23 protein-coding genes are annotated in these 20702 nt (G+C 49.5%); 10 read left to right on the top strand and 13 right to left on the bottom strand.

What is annotated here, in order from left to right:
- Nucleotides 1-47: 47 nt before the first annotated feature.
- Nucleotides 48-299 (bottom strand): DUF2909 domain-containing protein, encoded by a 252-nt coding sequence (locus AAC007_RS06815; RefSeq protein WP_295873418.1) that lies wholly within the window; start codon nt 297-299, stop codon nt 48-50.
- A 53-nt stretch (nt 300-352) separates the two neighbouring features.
- Between AAC007_RS06815 and AAC007_RS06810 the strand changes: the two genes are divergently transcribed.
- Genes AAC007_RS06810 through AAC007_RS06790 form a run of 5 tightly spaced genes read left to right on the top strand, consistent with a single transcriptional unit; the run spans nt 353 to nt 4378 of the window.
- Nucleotides 353-1099: an SURF1 family protein gene (locus tag AAC007_RS06810; protein ID WP_295873419.1), complete on the top strand. Its 747-nt coding sequence runs from the start codon at nt 353-355 to the stop codon at nt 1097-1099.
- A complete protein-coding gene (locus AAC007_RS06805) occupies nt 1096-1716 on the top strand; it encodes a hypothetical protein (RefSeq protein ID WP_296436685.1) in 621 nt (206 codons plus the stop codon). Before AAC007_RS06810 ends, AAC007_RS06805 begins: the two co-directional genes overlap by 4 nt.
- 36 nt (nt 1717-1752) lie before the next feature.
- On the top strand, nt 1753-2802 hold the full coding sequence (locus tag AAC007_RS06800) for a COX15/CtaA family protein (protein ID WP_339675484.1): 1050 nt from the start codon (nt 1753-1755) through the stop codon (nt 2800-2802).
- Nucleotides 2799-3710, top strand: coding sequence for a heme o synthase (gene cyoE, locus AAC007_RS06795; RefSeq protein WP_295873423.1), 912 nt, complete (start codon nt 2799-2801; stop codon nt 3708-3710). Before AAC007_RS06800 ends, cyoE begins: the two co-directional genes overlap by 4 nt.
- On the top strand, nt 3710-4378 hold the full coding sequence (locus AAC007_RS06790; protein WP_295873424.1) for an SCO family protein: 669 nt from the start codon (nt 3710-3712) through the stop codon (nt 4376-4378). The genes cyoE and AAC007_RS06790 overlap by 1 nt, the downstream gene beginning before the upstream one ends.
- 26 nt (nt 4379-4404) lie before the next feature.
- On the opposite strand, the gene AAC007_RS06785 is transcribed toward AAC007_RS06790, so the two are convergent.
- The 3 genes from AAC007_RS06785 to AAC007_RS06775 are packed head-to-tail and all read right to left on the bottom strand — an operon-like array spanning nt 4405 to nt 6422.
- Nucleotides 4405-5196: a metal ABC transporter permease gene (locus AAC007_RS06785; protein ID WP_296436684.1), complete on the bottom strand. Its 792-nt coding sequence runs from the start codon at nt 5194-5196 to the stop codon at nt 4405-4407.
- Nucleotides 5189-5941, bottom strand: coding sequence for a zinc ABC transporter ATP-binding protein ZnuC (znuC, locus tag AAC007_RS06780; protein WP_339675646.1), 753 nt, complete (start codon nt 5939-5941; stop codon nt 5189-5191). Before znuC ends, AAC007_RS06785 begins: the two co-directional genes overlap by 8 nt.
- The gene (locus tag AAC007_RS06775) at nt 5937-6422 is read right to left on the bottom strand and encodes a Fur family transcriptional regulator (RefSeq protein WP_339675480.1); all 486 of its coding nucleotides are present in this window, start codon (nt 6420-6422) and stop codon (nt 5937-5939) included. Before AAC007_RS06775 ends, znuC begins: the two co-directional genes overlap by 5 nt.
- 74 nt (nt 6423-6496) lie before the next feature.
- Between AAC007_RS06775 and AAC007_RS06770 the strand changes: the two genes are divergently transcribed.
- The gene (locus tag AAC007_RS06770; protein ID WP_295873432.1) at nt 6497-7348 is read left to right on the top strand and encodes a zinc ABC transporter substrate-binding protein; all 852 of its coding nucleotides are present in this window, start codon (nt 6497-6499) and stop codon (nt 7346-7348) included.
- Between the two features lie 33 nt (nt 7349-7381).
- On the opposite strand, the gene AAC007_RS06765 is transcribed toward AAC007_RS06770, so the two are convergent.
- On the bottom strand, nt 7382-7648 hold the full coding sequence (locus AAC007_RS06765; protein ID WP_295873434.1) for a hypothetical protein: 267 nt from the start codon (nt 7646-7648) through the stop codon (nt 7382-7384).
- Between the two features lie 260 nt (nt 7649-7908).
- Between AAC007_RS06765 and polA the strand changes: the two genes are divergently transcribed.
- Entirely contained in the window at nt 7909-10668 is a 2760-nt protein-coding gene (gene polA, locus AAC007_RS06760) for a DNA polymerase I (protein WP_339675476.1), read from the top strand.
- 162 nt (nt 10669-10830) lie between these two features.
- Here the strand turns inward: polA and yihA are convergent, their stop codons facing one another.
- Complete coding sequence (yihA, locus tag AAC007_RS06755) at nt 10831-11499, bottom strand: ribosome biogenesis GTP-binding protein YihA/YsxC (protein ID WP_296436681.1); 669 nt, start codon at nt 11497-11499, stop codon at nt 10831-10833.
- A gap of 177 nt (nt 11500-11676) precedes the next feature.
- On the opposite strand from yihA, the gene AAC007_RS06750 reads away from it, so the two are divergent.
- The 3 genes from AAC007_RS06750 to AAC007_RS06740 all read left to right on the top strand — a co-directional run bounded on the left by AAC007_RS06750 (nt 11677) and on the right by AAC007_RS06740 (nt 13567).
- Entirely contained in the window at nt 11677-11979 is a 303-nt protein-coding gene (locus AAC007_RS06750; RefSeq protein WP_295873439.1) for a c-type cytochrome, read from the top strand.
- A gap of 42 nt (nt 11980-12021) precedes the next feature.
- Nucleotides 12022-12648: a cytochrome c4 gene (locus AAC007_RS06745; RefSeq protein WP_295873441.1), complete on the top strand. Its 627-nt coding sequence runs from the start codon at nt 12022-12024 to the stop codon at nt 12646-12648.
- A 214-nt stretch (nt 12649-12862) separates the two neighbouring features.
- Entirely contained in the window at nt 12863-13567 is a 705-nt protein-coding gene (locus AAC007_RS06740; protein WP_295873443.1) for a thiol:disulfide interchange protein DsbA/DsbL, read from the top strand.
- Between the two features lie 113 nt (nt 13568-13680).
- Here the strand turns inward: AAC007_RS06740 and AAC007_RS06735 are convergent, their stop codons facing one another.
- From AAC007_RS06735 to AAC007_RS06705, 7 genes are all read right to left on the bottom strand, one after another.
- The gene (locus AAC007_RS06735; protein WP_295873445.1) at nt 13681-14724 is read right to left on the bottom strand and encodes an alpha-L-glutamate ligase-like protein; all 1044 of its coding nucleotides are present in this window, start codon (nt 14722-14724) and stop codon (nt 13681-13683) included.
- 1 nt (nt 14725) lies between these two features.
- Entirely contained in the window at nt 14726-16258 is a 1533-nt protein-coding gene (locus tag AAC007_RS06730; RefSeq protein ID WP_295873448.1) for an inactive transglutaminase family protein, read from the bottom strand.
- Complete coding sequence (locus AAC007_RS06725; RefSeq protein ID WP_295873449.1) at nt 16255-16812, bottom strand: RimK/LysX family protein; 558 nt, start codon at nt 16810-16812, stop codon at nt 16255-16257. The genes AAC007_RS06730 and AAC007_RS06725 overlap by 4 nt, the downstream gene beginning before the upstream one ends.
- A gap of 115 nt (nt 16813-16927) precedes the next feature.
- Nucleotides 16928-18307, bottom strand: a complete 1380-nt coding sequence (gene phrB, locus AAC007_RS06720; protein WP_339675470.1) for a deoxyribodipyrimidine photo-lyase — start codon at nt 18305-18307, stop codon at nt 16928-16930.
- A 3-nt stretch (nt 18308-18310) separates the two neighbouring features.
- A complete protein-coding gene (locus AAC007_RS06715) occupies nt 18311-19261 on the bottom strand; it encodes a DUF523 and DUF1722 domain-containing protein (RefSeq protein WP_339675468.1) in 951 nt (316 codons plus the stop codon).
- 117 nt (nt 19262-19378) lie between these two features.
- The gene (locus AAC007_RS06710; protein WP_339675466.1) at nt 19379-19777 is read right to left on the bottom strand and encodes a c-type cytochrome; all 399 of its coding nucleotides are present in this window, start codon (nt 19775-19777) and stop codon (nt 19379-19381) included.
- 343 nt (nt 19778-20120) lie between these two features.
- Entirely contained in the window at nt 20121-20639 is a 519-nt protein-coding gene (locus tag AAC007_RS06705; RefSeq protein WP_339675464.1) for a MarR family transcriptional regulator, read from the bottom strand.
- Between the last annotated feature and the right edge of the window lie 63 nt (nt 20640-20702).

Genomic DNA, 20702 nt, shown 5'->3' with positions numbered 1-20702 from the left:
CTTACATAGTAAGCGGGTGGTACCGGCCAAGTTTTTTCTTGCCAGAACTAAGGTGTCTGCAGGACCGCCTCACCAGAATCTAAGTAGCGTTGATCCCACGGTGCGTTAGAGCCTAGCTTCCCTGTGAATACGCCATAAAACAGGAAGCCCATCAGCAAGCTTGCGATAATTAGGCGTACCTTAAGCGACTGCCAAGTTCGCATGGTTGTACCGCGGTCTTGCATTAAAAAGAACAGCCCACTAAATAGGCTGATGACGAGTGCGATAAATAGCACGATTATGACAATCTTTAACCACATAGCGGTAAGCCTCCTCTTTTGTTTGCCGCAGTATACACAATAGGATTTCATAAATGGCTAGCCAGCGGACAAGGTTTCAGTGGCAGCTCGATTGGAAGTCGGTACTGGCGATAATTTTAATTTTGCCAGTGTTGGTGAGCCTCGGATGCTGGCAGCTGCGTAGAGCGGATGAAAAACAAGTATTGCTGGCCAACTTTGAAGAGCGTCGTTTACTACCTGCCGTGAATATCGCAGATCTTGACGCCTATCCAAATTACCGCCCCGTTTATGCTGTGGGTGAGTTTGATCCTGAGAAATATTGGTTGCTCGATAATCGAATTTCTCACGGTCGATTCGGATATGAGATAATGGCGGTTTTTATCCAAGTGGATGGAAGTCAGTTACTAGTTGATCGCGGTTGGATTGAGGGCGACGCCTCCCGTCGAACTGTTCCGGTAGTGACGTTTCCCAAAGGTCTTGTCACCATTAGCGGTGAGCTTTATCGCAGTGAGGATAAAAACTTTAGTTTGGGTAGCGACGTTCAGACTGGTTGGCCACGCCGCCAACAGTGGTTGGATATTGATACTGTTAAGCAGGAATTTCAAAACATGCTGCCGGTCAGTCTGCGGCTTGATGAAAGCAGTACAGGGGCATTTCAGACCGAGCGACTGGTAGTGAATGTTACACCGGCAAAACACACCGGGTACGCCGTGCAGTGGTTTGCGATGGCCTTGGCCTTAGGCATTATTTTTATTTTCCTTAACACAAATTTGGCTGAGCTACTTAAGCGCCGCAAAGACGAAGAGAACAAAGAGCTATGACAACAACTGTAGACCCCAAGCGCGGTAAGCGTCTTCTTAGTTTGATATTAGGTATTCCAATTGTCGTCATTTTATTGTCTAGCGCAGTTTATTATCTTGCCAAGGAAAATATCATTAATTTCCGTACCGTTAATCGCGGCACTTTGATCAATCCACCGGTACAACTTGGTGACTTACACCCCCAGCGCATTGATGGCGGTGAATTCCTTTTTAACCATGCGGATTCTCGCTGGGTGTTCATGGTGGTTGGTGGTCAAAACTGTATTGATGCCTGCGAGCGCATGCTTTATTTAACACGGCAAACACATACTGCGTTGGGTAAAAAAGTCGATCGAGTTGAGCGTATTTATCTTGCGACGGAAGGGCCTTTGTCGCCATCGTTGCGTGATTTTATTGAAGCAGAGCATAGCGACCTTACGGTTTTACATGCCGACGGTACGCCGTTTTTAAGCAAATTAAAAAACCTAGAAATTAATCCTTTCGATTCCCGTGCCTTTTACGTTGTCGATCCGATGGGCTGGGTAATGATGTATTACCGCGCGGGGGATACGGAGCAGCAAACGCTGACTACATTAGGCAAGGACGTCCTCAAAGATATGGGGCGTTTGATTAAGTAATCGGCGCGGAAAGAATAGCGAACACGGAATTTAACTATGGCTTTATTTAATGCACCAGAGCAACGCAAAGCAGGTTTTCTTCTGACGCTGATTGCCTGTTTTGTTGCCGTTATTGTATTGGGCATGGGCGTGTTTACTCGATTGGCTGACGCGGGCTTAGGGTGCCCTGACTGGCCGGGGTGCTATGGTCATGTTTTGTGGCCCAGCGAAGACCATGAGGTGGCGCGTGCCAATGAGGCATTTCCCGAAACACCTGTTGAGCACGATAAAACTTGGCCGGAAATGATTCATCGCTATCTGGCTTCAAGCTTGGGCTTATTTACGATTGGGATCTTGGTATTTTCCCTGCGTAGTCGCGAACCAGAGCAACCTGTAAAGCTGCCGATGTTTTTGCTGGCCTTTATTATATTGCAAGGCATGTTTGGCATGTGGACCGTAACCTTAAAACTGTGGCCACAGGTGGTTACAGCGCATTTGCTTGGTGGCTTCACCACGCTTAGCTTGCTGTGGTTGCTCACGCTTCGACTCAATAATTCCCGCTGGCAAATTCCAGCGATCGCAGAAAACAAACTAAAGTCGATTCGACCATTAGCCGTTATTGGCTTGTTGATTGTCGTAACACAGATTGCCTTGGGCGGTTGGACGACGTCGAATTATGCAGATATAGCGTGTCCTGATTTTCCAACATGTCAGGGTGCTTGGTTGCCGCCAATGAATTTCACCGACGGCTTTAACGTTGGCCAGCATATTGGTCCCAATTACCTGGGCGGGACAATGGACAACGCGGCGCGGGTGGCAATTCATTTTAGTCATCGTGTTGGCGCAATTGTGACCGCAGCGTATTTAATATTTTTGGCGATCAAGTTGTGTGGTTTGGGTTTGGTCGCAGCGAAAAAACTCGCGGTTGTTACGCTGCTTGTATTGGTGGTTCAGATTAGCTTGGGTATTAGTAATATTGTGTTCCAATTTCCTATCGACGTTGCGGTAGCACACAATTTGGTTGGCGCCCTACTTTTACTGACGCAGGTCACCATCACTTATTTTGTATATACAGCGGCGGTAAACCGCGGGGGAATTCGAGTATGACGCAGCCAAAGGTCGAGTCAGCAAACTGGCGAGATTATTACGAACTGTGTAAACCCAATGTTGTACTCTTGATGTTGCTAACTTCGGTGATCGGCATGTTTATGTCAGTGCCGGGCATGGTGCCGTGGGAACCCTTGGTTTATGGCAACCTAGGCATTGCACTTTGTGCCGGTGCGGCGGCGGCGGTGAATCATTTGGTCGACAGTCGTATTGATCTAGTTATGGCGCGGACCCACAATCGCCCCATTGCTCAGGGGCGTGTAAAAACCCGCGATGCAGCAATTTTTGCTGCGGTAATTGGCGGCTTAGGTATGGCGATTCTGCTGATTAAAGTGAATGCCTTAACTGCGTGGCTTACTTTAGCTTCACTGCTTGGTTATGCAGTGGTTTACACCCTGTATCTCAAGCGTGCGACACCACAGAATATTGTCATTGGTGGTATTGCCGGTGCGGCACCGCCACTGTTGGGGTGGACTGCAGTAACCAACCAAGTTGAAGGGCACGCTTTATTACTGGTATTGATCATTTTCATTTGGACGCCACCACATTTTTGGGCTTTGGCAATTCATCGCAGAGACGATTATGCAAAGGTAGAGATTCCGATGTTGCCGGTTACCCATGGCATTGGCTATACAAAATTGCATACTTTGCTTTACACCATTTTATTGTTTGTGGTGACGTTATTACCCTTTGCAACTGGCATGAGCGGCACTCTGTATTTATTGGGCGCCGTGTGTCTTGGCGCCGGGTTTATTTACTGGGCGATTGTTTTAATGCGGGGCAATAACCCCAAGGCGCCGATGGCCACCTTTAAATACTCCATCATATATCTGATGGCATTGTTTATGATTATGTTATTGGATCACTATTTGTTGCCGGCGATCACTATTTTTGAGGTTGATTACTAATGACTGATGAAAAACAGCAAAATGCCACAGCAAAGCGAGACCGCGGTATTCGCTTAACCGTTTTAGCGATTTTCTCGGTGGCGATAATTTTGGTGGGCGGGTTTTTCTATTCTTTCACCCGTGCGCGAGTGATGACAACCGAAGAGCTAAAATCGCAAGGTGCTTATCTCTACGAAAATCCCCGCTTGCTGCCAAATTTTACTTTGTCGGATGATCGTGGCGAGCAGGTAACACCGACGACATTTCAGGGCCAATGGAGTCTAGTGTTTTTTGGCTTTACCTACTGTCCAGATATTTGTCCAACGACGCTTGCGCAATTGAAATCCTTTTATCAGGAGCTGGACCCTGAAGTGCAAGCAGATACTCAGATATGGTTGGCTAGTGTTGATCCGGCCCGCGATACTCCAGAGCAATTGCACAGTTATTTAGATTTCTTCCATCCGGCATTTCGCGGCATTACGGGTGACTTTTTGGAAATTCATCGCTTTGCTACATCGCTGAATATTCCCTTTACCAAGGTTCCTGGCGGCGGCAGCAATTATCAAGTTGAACATAGTGCCAATGTGGCTTTGGTTAACCCTAAAGGGCATTCCGTCGGTTTTTTTAGAGCGCCGTTAGAGATTAGTAAAATGAAGCGCGCCTATTTATCAATTAGAGAATACTACTAAGTTTCTAGTAAATGACGCCGAGTTATTTAGCCGCGCCGATAACTCGGTCCTAATTGTCCCAGCACAAATAAACATCCGGCGCCTAGTACGATACTAGGGCCTGCCGGAGTATCCCAATACCACGCCCCTGCTAAGCCGGACATAACGGCGATGGCGCCACAAATTATTGCCAGTACAGCCGCTTGTTCCGGGCTGCGGGCAAAACGACCTACCGCGGAAGCGGGGATGATCAGCATGGCGGTGATCAAGAGCACCCCAACTATTTTCATCGCAACTGCGACTGTCGCGGCTACCATAAGCATTAATAGCAGCCGTAAACGCTTCACGGGGAGCCCTTCTATCTCGGCAAGTTCTGCGTGCGCGGTCACGGCAACAAGCGCTGGCCAGTAGCGAAACAATAGCGCCATAACTATGCCGCAAATAACAGCAAGACTGATAAGATCTTCTTTGGCTATGGCTAGTAAATCACCGAATAAGAAACCGTTTAAATCTAACTGTTGATTGTCTAAAAATGACAAGCACACCAAACCTAGCGCGAGACTGCTGTGGGACAAAATACCCAGCAGGCTATCTAGCGCAATATCGCGCCACCACTGCAGGGCGAAAAGAGCGATTGCGATAATCATACAAGTCAGTAACACGCTATATTGCAAGTTTGCTTGTAAGGTTAAACCCAGCGCAAGACCAAGTAACGCAGAATGGGCGAGAGTGTCGCCGTAATACGCCATGCGCTGCCAGGTCACCAGGGCGCCGAGGGGACCGCATAAGGAGGCCACCAGTAAACCGGCAATAAGGGCGTTAAATAGAATATCAATCATGGTGACGGTGCTCGCATACAACATCGCCGTGAATGTCGTGCTGATGGTCGTGGTCGTGTTGATAAAGTGCGACGGCTTCGGCGTGGCGTCGGCCAAATAGTGATAAATACGCCGGATCGTTGCTAACGTGTTCAGGGTGGCCATGACAGCAAACGTGCTGATTTAAGCAAATAACCGTATCGGTTTGTGCCATAACCCAGTGTAAATCATGGGATACCATTAATACTGCGCAGCCCAAAGTATCTCGTAAATTATTGATCAGTTCGTAGAGTTCAGTTTGTCCGCTGATATCGACACCTTGCGCGGGCTCGTCTAGCACCAGTAACTTGGGGTCACTTAATAAGGCGCGGCTTAGCAACACGCGTTGGGTTTCGCCACCTGAAATGTCGTGCAAGGGGCGTTTGCGCAGATGGCTAATACCAGTTCGCTCCAGCGCGTTAGCGATATTTTGCTTGCTTGGGCTAGCCATTGATAAAAAGCGCTCTACACTCAAAGGCATTAAGGGGTTAAGAGTCAGGCGCTGTGGCATATACCCGATACGGAGGTTTGCCTGCCGAAATATACTACCGCTGTCTGGTTTTATTAATCCCAGTGCAATTTTGATTAAGGTGCTTTTACCGGCCCCGTTGGGGCCAATGATGGTCATGATTTGGCGTGGAATGAGGCTGAGGCTGACATCGCTAAGCAGGCTTTGTTGCTGACGCTTTAAGGAGATGTGATCCAGCTTGATCAGCGGAGAGTCAATCATTGTCGCGGTTCTCCTTGCAGTGGGCACAGCAGCCAACGACTTCGACACAGGGTACTTCTACAGAGAAACCGTGTTGTTTGGCCGCGGTGTTGATGGCGGTATTGATAATATCGGTGTCTAGTTCCGTTGCATTTCGACACTGGCGGCAAATTAAAAAATGTCCTTGATGTCGGTGGCTCGGGTCTTTGCAGCCAACGAAGGCATTCAATGAGGTAATGCGATGCACTAGGCCATTGTCGAGCAAAAAATCTAGTGCGCGGTACACGGTGGGTGGGGCTGGGCGACGGCTCGAATCTTTCGCTAACTCCTCGAGAATGGTATAAGCCCCTACGGGTTGATGGTTAGCCCATACACACGCTAAAACCTGTTCGCGAATACGCGTGAACTTTACTTGCCGGCTATGGCATAGCTCCCTTGCGCGGGTCATGGCGTCATCAATACAACGCTGATGGTTGTGATGTTCAGCTATATTGTGCATTGAGCTTAAGTTCTGCATAAAATAAAATGTTATAATATTGCATTTGGGCGGTAATAAACAATGGGGACGATTAATTGAGAGTTGTAGTGTGGTATGTGTTAACGGCTTGGATGCTCAGTGGTGCGGCGTGGGCAGGCAGTGATAAGCCGGTAGTGCTGTCCAGTATTATGCCTTTGCAAATGATTGTTCGGGATATTGGCGGTGATGCAATTACGGCAGAGCTGCTGGCGCCGGCGACGGTATCCCCTCACGATTTCCAGTTGCGGCCCTCAGATGCCCAGCGAATTCGTTCCGCTGATTTAGTGCTGTGGGTGGGGCCTGTATTGGAAACCTATTTACAAAAGTTATTGGAAAAACAAGATAACGCGGTAGCTCTTTATCCAAATTTAAAGAACAGCGAAGATCCTCATGTTTGGATGGATGCAGAGGAGGTCCAAAGCATTGCTCGGCGAGTGGCGCGCTTGTTATCAGATCGTTTGCCGTCGCGAGGCGCTTATTTTCATGCAAATGCGGCGCGGTTTAGTACGGAATTCAGGCTGTACGATAAACAGTTGCAAGAAGAGATAGCTCGCCATGAGCGTCGCCCTTATCTATTGCTGCATGATGGCTTTAGTCGCTTTGAGCGCCACCATGGTTTACCTGCAGGTGAAATGGTGATGGCGGGATCTGACCGTTTACCGGGGGCAAGGCATATTGTCGATTTGCGTACTCGATTGCAGGCGGGAGAGTTTTCTTGTGTGTTCAGGGAGCCGCAATATGCACCGGCAATGCTGAATGCGTTAATTGCAGATCTCGACATACGAGTGATTGAAATAGACCCCTTGGGGGCGCGGTTTGATACTAGCGGAAACAAAGAAGGTGCTGACGGGTTTTTGAGATTATACCGTCAGCTCGGGCAGGCGTTTCTTACCTGTTTTGATCATTAGTGGCCTGTAAAGACGAATCATTAAGCTGGGGGCTTATTCGTCGATACGTGGTGTCATTAAGCTACTAATTTTGTCTTCAAGCTCGACATTTAAGCTCGCGGCAACAACGTCCAGGTTTTGCTCTAGAAAGCGTTCTGCTGAGCGCTGACTGGTGTACTCAATGTTGGCATCAGGCAGTTTGGCACTATTGACCTGATTGTAGGCTAAGACCATTGGCTCTGAGTCTGCAATATTGGGTTCTGCTGCAGTTGCCATGGTGCTGGCGACCAGGATAAAGATTGCACTGATAGTTTTGTTCATTTGTATTACTCCTTTCAATTTGGGCATGTTTGGCCCTGTACAAGATAAAGGTTACCTTGTGTTACGTAAGGTAACACATAATAAAAAGGTCTCCTCTTAATTTTTGTTAATTTCTCGGTAATGTGGCAAATTGCCAAGGTGTCACCCACCTCGATTTGTGAAAATAGGTAACACATCGTCTTATTTTGCATAGCTAATGTTGCTTGGCTGCCTCGTGGTACACTGCCTCTTTCCAATAATTGATGTATCTAATCGCTCCCATGACAGCCATAAAGCCCCTTGTTTTAGTTGACGGTTCCTCTTATTTGTATCGTGCTTTCCACGCTCTGCCGCCGCTTAACACCTCAACAGGCCAGCCCACCGGCGCCATAAAGGGGGTGATCAATATGTTGCGCCGATTACAGAAAGATTACCCCGATAGCCCAATCGCTGTGGTATTTGACGCCAAAGGCAAAACTTTCCGCGACGATCTTTATTCCCAGTACAAGGCGCAGCGCCCGCCTATGCCTGATGACTTGCGCAGTCAGGTCGAGCCGATAAATGCCATCGTTGATGCAATGGGATTGCCGCGGTTGGTAATTGATGGCGTTGAAGCTGATGACGTTATTGGCACTCTGGCGGCTCAGGCCGGTATAGAGCGTCCAGTGCTGGTATCAACCGGCGATAAAGATATGGCGCAGCTGGTGAATGAGCATGTGACTTTAGTGAATACCATGACCGATACCGTGATGGATATTGCGGGGGTCAATGAGAAGTTTGGTATTCCTCCGGAGCTAATCATCGACTTTTTGGCGCTAATGGGCGACAAAGTCGACAATATCCCCGGTGTTGCCGGTGTCGGTGAGAAAACGGCCCTCGCCCTACTGCAAGCGCTGGGTGGCTTGGAAGATATCTATCAAAACCTCGACAAGGTGCCAGACTTGCCAATCCGCGGCGCCAAAGGCATAGCTAAAAAACTTGCAGATAGTCGCGAGCAAGCTTTTCTTTCCTACTCCTTGGCGACAATTAAATGCGATGTACCGCTAGCGGTGTCTATGGCCGAGCTTTTGCCAACTGAGCCAGATAACGCGCGCTTGTTGAGCCTGTTTACAGAGTTTGAATTCAAAACGTGGATACAAGAATTAAGTCGCACTGAGCGTGCGGAAGCTGTGGAGCAGGCAGATCTCCTAAGCGGCGGCGACGCTGAGCAGGCTGTGCCCGCTTTTTCAGGAGAAGCAGATTACCAATTGATTTTAACGCAGGGCCAGTTTGATGAATGGCTCGCTAAATTGCGCGCGGCTCAATTGTTTGCCTTTGATACCGAAACAACCAGTTTGAATTATATGCAGGCGCGGGTAGTCGGTGTGTCCTTTGCGGTGCAAGCTGGTCAGGCGGCTTATCTCCCCTTTGGGCACGATTATTTGGACGCGCCAGATCAGCTCGACGAGAAGATGGTCTTGGCCGCCTTGAAACCGATTTTAGAAGACCCCAGCAAAGCTAAGCTGGGTCAGAACTTAAAATACGATGCCAATGTGCTGCTCAATCACGGTATTACCCTTCGAGGTATTACCGAGGACACAATGCTTGAGTCCTATGTGTTGGATTCTATTGGTAGTCGTCACGATATGGACACCCTCGCCCTGAAGCATTTGGGCCTCAGCACTATCCATTTTGAAGATATTGCTGGCAAGGGCGCCAAGCAGCTGACCTTTAATCAGGTCGCTCTAGAACAGGCCGGCCCCTACGCAGCAGAAGATGCGGATATTACCCTGCGCTTGCATCAAGTGATGTCTCCACAGTTAAAGGCGTGCTCGGAGCTTATGTCGGTCTACCGTGATATCGAACTACCGCTGGTGCCCGTTTTGTCGCGCATTGAGCGCAACGGTGCGTTTGTGAGCCGTGACTTGCTCAATAAGCAGAGTCATGAGCTTGGTTTGAAAATGCAGGCACTGGAGAAAGAGGCTTATGACTTGGCGGGAGGGGAATTTAATCTCGCCTCGCCAAAGCAGTTGGGTGAAATATTGTTTGAGCGATTAAACATTCCGGTTATAAAGAAAACCCCAAAGGGAGCGCCGTCCACTGCTGAGGAAGTCTTGGTTGAGCTAGCGCATGATTACCCGCTTCCCAAGGTGCTTCTCGAGCATCGCGGCATGGCCAAGCTTAAATCGACTTATACAGATAAATTACCATTATTGATCGATCCGGCGAGCGGTCGGATTCACACCTCTTACCACCAAGCGGTGGCAGCAACCGGTCGCTTATCTTCTTCAGATCCTAACTTGCAGAATATCCCAATTCGCAGTGCTGAGGGGCGGCGGATTAGGCAGGCGTTTATCGCGCCGCCGGGATATGTCATTTTGGCGGCCGATTATTCTCAAATAGAGCTGCGCATTATGGCGCACTTGTCGGGCGATCGCGGCTTGATCGACGCTTTTGCCGCGGGTGAAGACATCCATAAAGCCACGGCTGCGGAGGTGTTCGGGGTCGCTTTAGACGAAGTAAGTGATGAGCAACGTCGCAATGCAAAGGCGATAAATTTTGGTCTAATTTATGGCATGTCGGCCTTTGGCCTTGCGCGGCAATTACATATCGGCCGCAAAGAAGCTCAAGAATATATAGACCTCTATTTTGAGCGTTACCCGGGCGTGTTGCGCTATATGGATGAAACTCGGGTATTGGCGTCAGAAAAAGGTTATGTAGAAACCTTGTTTGGTCGACGCCTATATTTGCCGGAAATAAATGCCAGCAATGGAATGCGCCGACAAGCAGCGGAACGCACGGCCATTAACGCACCAATGCAGGGTACGGCGGCCGATATCATCAAGCGAGCAATGATAGCAGTAGATCGCTATTTGGCAGAAAGTGGCGTAGATGCCCGCATGATCATGCAAGTTCACGACGAGTTGGTGTTGGAAGTAGCGTCGGCGGCCCTGGATTCGGTAAAGGCCGAAGTGATAAAACTGATGATGGCGGCAGCAGATTTATCTGTACCTTTGGAGGTCGGGATGGGTGTGGGTGCGAATTGGGATGAGGCGCATTAATTTGCGTAATCGCAAATCTGCGTCTACTTTAAATAGGCTGTTGCTCCTAAATGTATGTGAGAACAGCCCCGCGTTAGGAGACTTGTCTCCCCCTGACTCCTTAGGAGTAGGATTGCCCGGTGAGTTCAGCGCACCGGGCTTTTTTGCACCTAGCAAATAGCGTCAAATCTCGCTATTGGGCGCTGCCAGCTCATCGATACCAGCTTCATCAAGTCTTGGAATATCTAACCACTGGTCTAACTGGCTGCGCAGCGCCTGCAGGCCGTCGCCGTTATGGGCGGAGAATAATTGCACACTAATTAAGTCGCCGTATTCGGCGAGCTCCTTACGCACTGCCAATAAGGTTGCCGAGGCGGGGCCGCGTTTCAATTTGTCAGATTTGGTAAGTAAAATGTGCATAGGCATAGCGCTTTTGGTTGCCCAGCTTACCATTTGCTTGTCAAATTCCGTGAGGGGGTGACGGATATCCATCATTAACACCATGCCTTTAAGTGATTCGCGTTTTTGCAAATAGGCTTCAAGGTTGCGCTGCCACTCATTTTTAACTGCCAGCGGAACTTTGGCAAAGCCGTAGCCTGGAAGATCGACAAGTCGCTGGCGCCCGCTTTCATCTAAGATGAAAAAGTTGAGTAATTGCGTTCGGCCCGGTGTTTTACTGGTTTTAGCTAGCTTCTTATTCTCGGTTAAGCGATTGATTGCGCTAGATTTTCCTGCGTTAGAGCGACCGGCAAAGGCAACCTCCGCTCCGGTGTCATCTGGGCAGTGCATCAGGTTTGGCGAGCTCTTTAGATAACTGGCGCGGCGGTAATTTAAAGCAGGGGAGGAATCCATAATATATCCGAGAAAATGACTAAGGCAGTGTGTACAGGCTCTAGGGCAATAACTGGCCCACACGCCGACTAGTTGTGTATAATGCCGCAGTTTTTGTGCGGGGTCACTTTAGGTGCTGAGTAAGCCCCAGCGTTCCGAAAAACGAGTTCGAACTGCTGATATTTGGAGATGTAACTCATGCATAAATGGTTTGTAGCTTTACTTCTGTTGGCAGCTAGCTTGACTGCCACTGCGGCCGAGCAGGCGATTGTAGATCGTTATAAGGCATCCTGCTATGCCTGTCATGGTTTTGGTGCCAATGGTGCGCCAAAAACAGGTGTAGAGGCTGATTGGTCGCCTCGTTTAGAAAAAGGCATGGATACATTAATGAAACATACTAATGAAGGATTTAATGCAATGCCGCCAAAAGGATTGTGCTTCAATTGCAGCGCAGACGAATTTAAAGCATTGATTGAGTATATGGCGACGCCACAATCTTAAGCAGTGTGTGACAGAATTATCTTGATTAAAGAGTGTGTGACAATGAATAAACCTCTATTAGTAATGATTGCCTCATTGATGTTCGCTGGTTCTGCCGTGGCATTAGAGGGCGATGCCTCGGCCGGTAAGGCGAAATCTGCACCATGTGCTGCCTGTCACGGTGCTGACGGTAATAGTCCCGCGCCGAACTTCCCTAATCTAGCGGGGCAAGGTGAGCGCTATTTAGCTAAGCAGATTCACGACATTAAATCTGGCGAGCGTTCTGCGCCATTGATGGCGGGCCAAACTGATAATTTGTCTGACCAAGATATTGCAGATATCTCTGCCTATTACGCTAGTAAAACGGCTAGCACGGGTCAAACAGATCCTGCATTGCTGGAAAAAGGCGCCGCTATTTATCGCGGTGGTATTGCCGATCGCAGTGTGCCAGCTTGTGCGGCCTGTCATTCACCAACCGGCCAAGGTATGGCGGCGGCTGGCTTCCCTGCACTGGCCGGTCAGCACGCGGATTATACGATTGCGCAATTGAAAGCTTTCCGCGCCGCGGCAGATGGTCGTGAAGGTCGCACCAATGATGGCGACACCAAAACGATGCGGACGGTGGCATTTAAAATGAGCGATTCTGAAATTGAAGCGGTAGCAAGTTATATCCAAGGTTTGCATCACTGAGTGCGAGCAGACAAACAAGCGGCTTCGGCCGCTTTTTTTATTTCTGCAACCGTAGATTTTAAATGAACAAAATCCCGGTAAGTTGCGTATAAGATTCTGTTAAATAGGAATCATTGTGTATTAGCATGGTCTCAGACAACTTATAACAATTTAATTTTCTAATTTGCGTTTCCCGGCAGTTAATGGGTAAACCGCTTTTAAATGAGGTGGCTTCATGTTCAAGAAAATGCTTTCACTGCTCAGTGTGTTCAGCTTTTTATTATTAGTGTCGGCGTGCAGCGATGGTGCAGAGCCTGCTGCTTCAAAAGCAGCCCAGCCAGCAGCATCTGCCGCCGCCCAAACTCAGCCAAGCGACAAAGCTGATGTGGGAGAGCGCTTTATTCGCATCCCTCAGCCAGTGAGAACGGCTAATCCTGATAAAATCGAAGTCGTTGAAGTGTTTTGGTACGGCTGCAGTCACTGCTTCCATTTTGACCCCATGATTGAGGCGTGGAAGAAAAAGCTCGCGGCGGATGTTGATTTTCACCGTTCACCGGCAATGTGGAATGAGCTGATGGTCGTGCATGCAAAAGCGTACTATACAGCGCTGACCTTAGGTGTGCTGGATAAGGTACATGAGCCAATATTCAAAGCCATTAATGTTGATCGTAATACCCTTCGTGATGCCGACGCTCTCGCCGCATTATTTACTAGCCATAGTGATATTGATGACGCGACTTTCCGTAAAACCTTTGATTCATTTGGTGTGAATAGCCAGGTGAAGCAGGCGGATGCGCGTGCTCGCTCCTACGGTATTGCAGGCACGCCCGAGTTAATTATCAACGGTAAATATCGCATCACAGGCCGTTCGGCGGGTGGTCAGGCAGAAATGCTGAAGGTTGCTGACGAATTGATAGCGAAAGAGCGGGCGGCCAAGTAAATCATCGTCGCAATTTCGTGTTAGCCCTTGTCTCGATAGAGGGCTCAGAAGATAGAAATAAAAAGGCCGCTTAGCGTACACGCTAAGCGGCCTTTTTATTTTTGTGCTGGGCTTTATATTTGAGTGCCGGGCTCACTGTTAAGCTCAGCCGACGAATTGCCCTCTTGCTCCGTAGTGCTTGGCAGCATTTGCTGGGCAAATTCTCGTTGGCAAAACGCGAGTCGCTTCGCGGGGGCTGGATTTTTTATACCCTTGGCGGCAAGTCGATCAATTTCATTCTCTACTTTCCGACAGCGTGCCGCGAGGCCTGCATCGTTGGCGATTTGGATATTGAGTCCGGGTCGGGCATTTAGCTCTAGCATCAAGGGGCCGCGATCTTTGTCTAGCACCATATCTACGCCTAAGTAGCCTAGGCCGGTGAGTTCATAGCAGCGGGTTGCCAATGACATAAAGCCGTCCCAGAACGGCAACTGCACCCCTCTTACGGGGTTGGTTGTGTCTGGGTGACTGTTGATGAGTTTATTTAGCCATGTACCGTCCAGCGTAATCCCCGTTGCTAGATCGACTCCAACTCCTATCGCGCCTTGATGGAGGTTGGCCTTGCCGCCAGATTGGCGGGTAGGTAGTCGCAACATTGCGAGTAAGGGGTAGCCTTTCAGCACAATAATGCGGATATCAGGCACACCTTCGTAGCTTATGGCACTAAAGATTGGGTCTGGCGTCACTCGGTATTCAATAAGTGCGCGGTCGCGATGCCCGCCCAGTGAATAGATACCCGATAAAATGCCCGAAAGGTGGAATTCAATATCTTCGTGGCTCAGTAATTTTCCAGATGTGGTGCGATAGTAGCCTTCAAATTGGTCAGCAATAACAATGATGCCGTCACCACCGGCGCCTTGTGCCGGTTTAATAACAAAGTCGCGATGGTCTTTAACGATGTCCTTAAGTTTGCTGATCTGCTTATCTGAATCGATGACACCATACATGGGCGGCACGTGAATACCGGCCTGTACCGCGCGTTCTTTGGTTTTAATTTTGTCATCAACCAAGGGATAAAGATGGCGTTGGTTGTAGCGCAATACATAGTCTGCATTGCGCTGGTTGATACCCATAACGCCCTTTTCACGCAGCTCTTTCCACGTACTAAATAAGGACATGTTATTTGCCTTTAATCATGGCGTTAAAACGGAATAGCTCGGTTAAACGGTAGCCTCGGTAATGGCCTAGTACCAACATGAATGACATAAATACCAGCAGCATACCTGGGAAGGTAAATACGAAGTACGACCAGGGCTCGTAGGTCATCATTAGATGTGACAGCGTCGCGGCGACTAGCGTGCCGACACCCACCTTGCCGGCGTGAACACCACCGCGCTCCTCCCAGACAATCGACATACGCTCTATCGACATGGTCAAAATAACCATGGGGAATAGCGCAATCGACAAGCCGCGATCTAGCCCTAAACGGTGCCCAAGGACACTAATTAAAGCCATTACAATCACCACAAAGGTCAGCACCACAGACAGTCTCGATAGTAATTGCAAGTGCAAATGCTCGAGATAGGATCGCAGCGATAGGCCGAGCGCGGTAATCACGGTGAACAGAATGACTCCCCAGAATACCTGGGTTTCACGAAATGCCAGACCGATTAGAACGGGCGTAAATGTGCCCAAGGTCTCCAGGCCGATAACATTGCGCAACAATAGAATTAGCATTACCCCAATTGGAATCATAAGAATGATTTCAAAGGTTTGCTGTGACTGCAGCGGTAAGTCGTAAAGCGACAGAGCCCACAGTTTATTCTCTTTGCGCTCTGCCACGGATTGGGCGAGCATAATAGAACTCATAATGCGTTGATTGGCGGTAACTTCTATTTTTAGATTACGGCCACCTTCAACGGCCGCCATTGGCTCATCACCGGTCCACCATACAACTCGATCATTGGGTAAGCCGAGGGCGCCAGTTTCAGGGTTGAAGTAGAGCCAGCGCTTGCCATTGTAGCTGCGCATCCACAACTCGGAGATTTGCGCCACGCTGCTGACTAGTCGCAGGGTGTGGACACGCTCTACAGGGATATGAGCAGAAGACAATAATAATTCGAGCACCCGCGACTTACTGTCTTGTGTGTAGTCGTTACCCAGCAGTAAGCGGGCATTGTGGTTACTTGGTTCGTTAATAAGTTTGATTGCTTCGCGAATGAAGGTTTCGATATCAGCGGAGTGCTCGCGAATTGGTTTTAGTAGAGCATCAACGGCGACTTTCTCTACGCCTATCAGTTCTGGGCTTTCGCTGAACAGGGGGCCGGGTTCTGATTCGGAGAAGCTTGAGTTGCTGCGTTTAGTGAGCATTAAGCGATAAAAAAGCTGCTGACTACCCTCGGCGCGGCGCGCTGACCAAACCGCCTGGCGATTATCGCCGACGACATCGGTATTCACGCCGTAATTTTTAGAAATGAAACTCTCGTTCAGGGTAATGAACTTGCTCCACACCGGTGGCAAATACATTTGTACTTTTACCGGACTATTGTCGCGGGCGTTAAAGCTGAGCTTGGTATCGATTACCCACACTGGCTCTGTGGTTTCAGAGGATATCGGAATATTTAGAACAAAAATCTGCCATGCAGTACTGGCGGCACCCATAATTAATAGTGCCAGTGCCAGTACCCTGACATGCAGTTTTACGCCCTTCATTCGTTTTGCTCCTCGGACTTATCTTGTTTAGTGCAGAGCGTTTTGTCCTGCATGTATTTTTTACTTGGGTCAACCAGCGCGTTAAACGCAGTCAACGGTTCAGAGCCAACCAGCATAGGTTTAGAAAACTGTCTGCGATCAGCTAGATTAACCTCAACCTTGTGTGAGTTACCGCCAATACAGAGTGTTAGTTCTAGCACCGGGCGGCGACTATAATCTTTTTCGTCTTCATCGTAGTCAGCGGCACGACGCTTGATACGGATATGTTTGCTGAGCGGCAAACTCACTGATTTTAGCGAGTCATCAGGCAACACCAAGTCAAAATGGACGATGTCATCTTTTTTACCCTTGCCCTTTTCGACTTGGGCGTTGATCGCATTGATTGACGCGCTCTCAGCGCCGGTATCAATTTTCGCCTTGTAGCGAACTCCCAGCTCCTCAATGTAAACGTATTCGCTTAATCCGAAGATCTGATGGGAATCATCGTCGGCGTGGCTAGCAGCGGTGAATAAAATGGCGTTAGTAAATAGTAGCGTAAAGACAGCAAATCGCACGGTTACTCCTTTTCATCTTATTGTGCTCCCAAGTGCCTGCATAGCATAGTTCAGGCTGGGTACAGTTAGCCAGCACGGGCTATCACTGGAGAGCAATAAATGTGTCTGAGTGTGCTTAGTCTCTTATTTCTTTAAAAAGTGCGAGGGTAATTTTTCGCCTTTCATTGTGATCGACAATAGGCAAAGGATAATCCGAAATAGCTGGTGGTTGATGCAATTGCTTGCCCTGCAGGCCTTTTAGCTCGGGTACGTAGTGCACAATAAATTCGCCGTCGGCATCAAAGCGCTGGCCTTGAGTCGTCGGGTTAAAAATACGGAAATAAGGCGCTGCGTCAGTCCCCGTCGAGGCGGCCCACTGCCAGCCACCGTTATTTGAGGCAAAATCGGCATCAATGAGGGTCTCTAAGAAATGGCGCTCACCCCAGCGCCAATCTATATGCAGATCTTTGCAGAGGAAGGACGCTGTAATCATGCGCAAGCGATTGTGCATCCAGCCAGTTGCCGAGAGTTGACGCATGGCAGCATCCACAATGGGGTATCCGGTGCGACCTTCACGCCAGGCGTCGAATAGTGCTTGGTCATTTGGCCACGGAATGGCGTCGGTATAGCTCTGAAAGGCCTGACCTTTTACGACTCGCGGAAAATGGTAGGCAACATGGCGGTAAAACTCTCGCCATAGCAACTCATTAAACCATGTGCCAGCATCACTTTTGGTGTCCCAAATCTCCTCACCACACTCCTGCTGTAAGCGGGCTAGGCATTGACGCGGGCTGACGAGACCCAAAGCTAAGGCGGCCGAGAGTCGCGAAGTGCCATCAATTGCAGGATAATCGCGATGCTTTTGATAGTCAGCAGCCCGCTCGGCACAAAATTGACGCAATTGTTGCAGCACGCCCTCCTCGTCGGCCGGCCAGGCTGAGGAGTCTTTTTCCTCTCCAAATTTTGGACACTGCTCTGTTGTTGTGGTGTCCGATGAGCTTTTGGCAGCAGGCCGCCGCAAAACACGGGGAAACTGCGCTGCCAGGACCTCGCGGCAGCGTCGAGAGTACGGCGTAAACACTTTGTAGGGCTGACCATCGCCCTTGGCAATGTGCAGAGGGCTGAGCAGGCTGTCATCGAGTAAATGTAGCGGGATGTCTAATTGCGCGGTGCAGAGACTATCACGCTGTATTTCATCGACCAGCCATTCTTGATTGGCATACACGGCCTCAATGCCGTGTTTCTGACAATAGTTTTTTAACTGGTTTGGCACGTGTTTGAAGTGGGTGGCATCGACGATGTCGGTGGGAATACCTAGCTTACCCAGCTGTGCGCTTAAGTCATCGACGGCGCGGCGCAGAAAGTGTCGACGAATGGGGGCAATGCCATGCTCATCAAGCTGCTGCGGGCAGAGAAAGTAAAGTGCGCGAACTTGCTCATGGTTCTTGCTGGCGGCGGTGAGCGCTGGGTTATCTAAACTTCGTAAATCATTGCGAAACCAAATAAGTGCCGTCATACGCTACAAGCCCATACGCAGTTTCAGGTCCCGAGGGTATGGGGTGAAGTAATACTGGTCCAGTAGATAGTCAACTTGGTATTTCTTTAAAAACATACCGAGCATTTCCAGTGGCACTAATAATGGAAGCAGTCCTTCCGAGTAATCTCGAATAACCTCACTGAGTTGCGCCTTGTCACTGGCATCGAGGTGCTCTTTAAAGAAGCCTTGGATGTGCATAAGCGTATTGGTGTGGTTTTTAACGCTCGCGGGGTGCCGAATTGCTTGCATAAATTTACTAATGTAGCGATCGCCAATTTCATTTACGTCGCCCGCCTCTGCGACGATCGGCCCCAATTCGCGGTATATAGGTTGATTGTGCGCTAGCAGCAAAAATTTGTGGCGGCGGTGAAAGTCCTGCAATCGTTTCGCACTCAGCCCCTCGGCGGCCATGGCTTGCCAGCGAGCATAGGCAACAACGCGCAAAACAAAATTTTCCCGCAGATGTACATCGTTTAAGCGGCCGTTTTCTTCCACTGGCAGCAGCGGATGAGCGGCCATTAATTGTTTGGCGAACAGTCCTACGCCTACTTTGCCTAGTCCGACTCCGCTGTCTGAGTAAACAGGCACCCGCTCCATTCCGCAGCTAGGCGATTTTGCGCAAAGAATATAGCCGCTGATGTAATCGAGTGTCGCCACCGTGTCGCGGGCGAAGACCGTCATTTTTTCGGTCACGTCCAAGCTACTGTCTGAACTTCCGACTAAGCGCGGGCTGTCAGGGTCGCCAACAAGTCGAATTGTCGGGCGCGGCACACCCATTCCGATGGCTTGCTCAGGGCAAATTTTGACAAAATCGAAGTGGCGAGCAAGCTCATCAGAAGCAAAGGGCAAACGCTTGTGGCCGCCGTCGTAACGCACTTGCTCGCCGAGCAAGCAGGCGCTAATACCAATACGGATAGCTGACGTGTCAGACATGGTGATGGCGCTTCCTAAGTCTTTGTAAGTAGGTCGGTATTACGCACTGATCTCGGTAGCAGATCAAACCTAAGGCTAAAAACCCGCGTCGCTAGGTTGCTTTCGACCGGCCTGAAATTATTCGCTTTGCCCAGAGAGGAATACGATTAAATTGCGAAAATCCTCTTCACTACAGCCCATGCACATCCCTTTTGGCGGCATGCTATTCAGCCCGTTAACGGTATTGCTAAGTAGCACGTCCATGCCCTTTTGAAGTCTCGGTGCCCAATCGGCCTGATTACCGCTGCGCGGCGCTCCAGCAGCCCCCGAGCTGTGACAGCCATAGCAACTTTGGATATACAGTGACTTTAACGCGGGGTCGCTGGGCATGAGGCTGCGACTAGACGGGGCAGCGCTCGCTGTCTCGGTGGTGGCCGTCGCGCTTGTACTCGGGCTCGGGCCGCAGCCTACGAGGGCGATGACAAGACCGAGCGGCAGTAAAGTAGCGAAACGGTGAATAACTTTAAACGACATCATTAAGTGTCCCGTCAGTTTAGTGTTAAGGGCTGCAGTTTACCCATGATGTGAGCACTTTGTCTTCGCAAAGGCAGTGACGGTTGATCGTTGGCTTTAAGTTTGGTCGAAAATTAAGATGTGTAAAGTGGTGGGGCTTTAGCAATTGCTGTAAGGGAGGTTTTGATAAGGACAGTAAATGTTTCGGTTGCCGCAGGGGCGTCAAGATCAGTAGGTTCGCCTGTGTCGAAAATACCCGATGCTAGGGGTGATACATCTGAATTTCCTAGGGCACGGCAGGTAAAATTTCGGTATGTATCTGTCATGACCAACATTTACCGGCGATGTGGCGCTTATATAACGGAGGCTAGTCTTCGCTGTGCTCAAAGCCAAAGGTCCGGTTCTCGTCCTCACTTTGGCGGTCTATGGCTCCCACGTCCAGTAGTGGTGCGGCATCGATATGCTGGGCATCCATCATATGGGCGACACGCTGTAGTGCGCTGATGATGTGAGTTTGCTCCCAATCCTGCAAATCACTGAATTGGCGAATGAAGTAATCCTGCAGTGGCATGGGGGCGTTGCGAATCAACTCGCTGCCCGCATCGGTCAGGCAGGCGTAGACCTTGCGTTTGTCCTGCTGCGAGCGCTCCCGCATCACTAATCCGCGTTTTTCTAGGCGATCGAGAATGCTAGTCACTGTCGCTTGGCTGAGATTAATGTGGTTTGCCACGTCACTGATGATGGCATCGCCCTGGTCACGCAGCGTTTGAAGGATGAGCATTTGTGGTGCAGTCAGACCTGCTGTCTTCATAAGGTGCTTAGAGTGCAAATCAATGGCGCGAGTCACCCGCCGCAGAGAGATAAGGACTTCATCAATTCTATTCATTTTAACTTTCTTCGATTCCTTTAGCGCCCCAATGGTAGCGGCTTACCGCCTATTTTGCACCCG

The sequence above is a fragment of the uncultured Zhongshania sp. genome (assembly GCF_963975605.1).
Classification (GTDB): domain Bacteria; phylum Pseudomonadota; class Gammaproteobacteria; order Pseudomonadales; family Spongiibacteraceae; genus Spongiibacter; species Spongiibacter aquimaris.
This window is presented reverse-complemented; position numbering and strand designations above follow the sequence as displayed.

What these genes read in the sequence shown, in the direction of transcription:
- AAC007_RS06815 (WP_295873418.1), bottom strand. Translation starts at nt 299, where the DNA reads ATGTGGTTAAAGATTGTCATAATCGTGCTATTTATCGCACTCGTCATC.
- AAC007_RS06810 (WP_295873419.1), top strand. Translation starts at nt 353, where the DNA reads ATGGCTAGCCAGCGGACAAGGTTTCAGTGGCAGCTCGATTGGAAGTCG.
- AAC007_RS06805 (WP_296436685.1), top strand. Translation starts at nt 1,096, where the DNA reads ATGACAACAACTGTAGACCCCAAGCGCGGTAAGCGTCTTCTTAGTTTG.
- AAC007_RS06800 (WP_339675484.1), top strand. Translation starts at nt 1,753, where the DNA reads ATGGCTTTATTTAATGCACCAGAGCAACGCAAAGCAGGTTTTCTTCTG.
- cyoE (WP_295873423.1), top strand. Translation starts at nt 2,799, where the DNA reads ATGACGCAGCCAAAGGTCGAGTCAGCAAACTGGCGAGATTATTACGAA.
- AAC007_RS06790 (WP_295873424.1), top strand. Translation starts at nt 3,710, where the DNA reads ATGACTGATGAAAAACAGCAAAATGCCACAGCAAAGCGAGACCGCGGT.
- AAC007_RS06785 (WP_296436684.1), bottom strand. Translation starts at nt 5,196, where the DNA reads ATGATTGATATTCTATTTAACGCCCTTATTGCCGGTTTACTGGTGGCC.
- AAC007_RS06775 (WP_339675480.1), bottom strand. Translation starts at nt 6,422, where the DNA reads ATGCACAATATAGCTGAACATCACAACCATCAGCGTTGTATTGATGAC.
- AAC007_RS06765 (WP_295873434.1), bottom strand. Translation starts at nt 7,648, where the DNA reads ATGAACAAAACTATCAGTGCAATCTTTATCCTGGTCGCCAGCACCATG.
- polA (WP_339675476.1), top strand. Translation starts at nt 7,909, where the DNA reads ATGACAGCCATAAAGCCCCTTGTTTTAGTTGACGGTTCCTCTTATTTG.
- yihA (WP_296436681.1), bottom strand. Translation starts at nt 11,499, where the DNA reads ATGGATTCCTCCCCTGCTTTAAATTACCGCCGCGCCAGTTATCTAAAG.
- AAC007_RS06750 (WP_295873439.1), top strand. Translation starts at nt 11,677, where the DNA reads ATGCATAAATGGTTTGTAGCTTTACTTCTGTTGGCAGCTAGCTTGACT.
- AAC007_RS06745 (WP_295873441.1), top strand. Translation starts at nt 12,022, where the DNA reads ATGAATAAACCTCTATTAGTAATGATTGCCTCATTGATGTTCGCTGGT.
- AAC007_RS06740 (WP_295873443.1), top strand. Translation starts at nt 12,863, where the DNA reads ATGTTCAAGAAAATGCTTTCACTGCTCAGTGTGTTCAGCTTTTTATTA.
- AAC007_RS06735 (WP_295873445.1), bottom strand. Translation starts at nt 14,724, where the DNA reads ATGTCCTTATTTAGTACGTGGAAAGAGCTGCGTGAAAAGGGCGTTATG.
- AAC007_RS06730 (WP_295873448.1), bottom strand. Translation starts at nt 16,258, where the DNA reads ATGAAGGGCGTAAAACTGCATGTCAGGGTACTGGCACTGGCACTATTA.
- phrB (WP_339675470.1), bottom strand. Translation starts at nt 18,307, where the DNA reads ATGACGGCACTTATTTGGTTTCGCAATGATTTACGAAGTTTAGATAAC.
- AAC007_RS06715 (WP_339675468.1), bottom strand. Translation starts at nt 19,261, where the DNA reads ATGTCTGACACGTCAGCTATCCGTATTGGTATTAGCGCCTGCTTGCTC.
- AAC007_RS06710 (WP_339675466.1), bottom strand. Translation starts at nt 19,777, where the DNA reads ATGATGTCGTTTAAAGTTATTCACCGTTTCGCTACTTTACTGCCGCTC.
- AAC007_RS06705 (WP_339675464.1), bottom strand. Translation starts at nt 20,639, where the DNA reads ATGAATAGAATTGATGAAGTCCTTATCTCTCTGCGGCGGGTGACTCGC.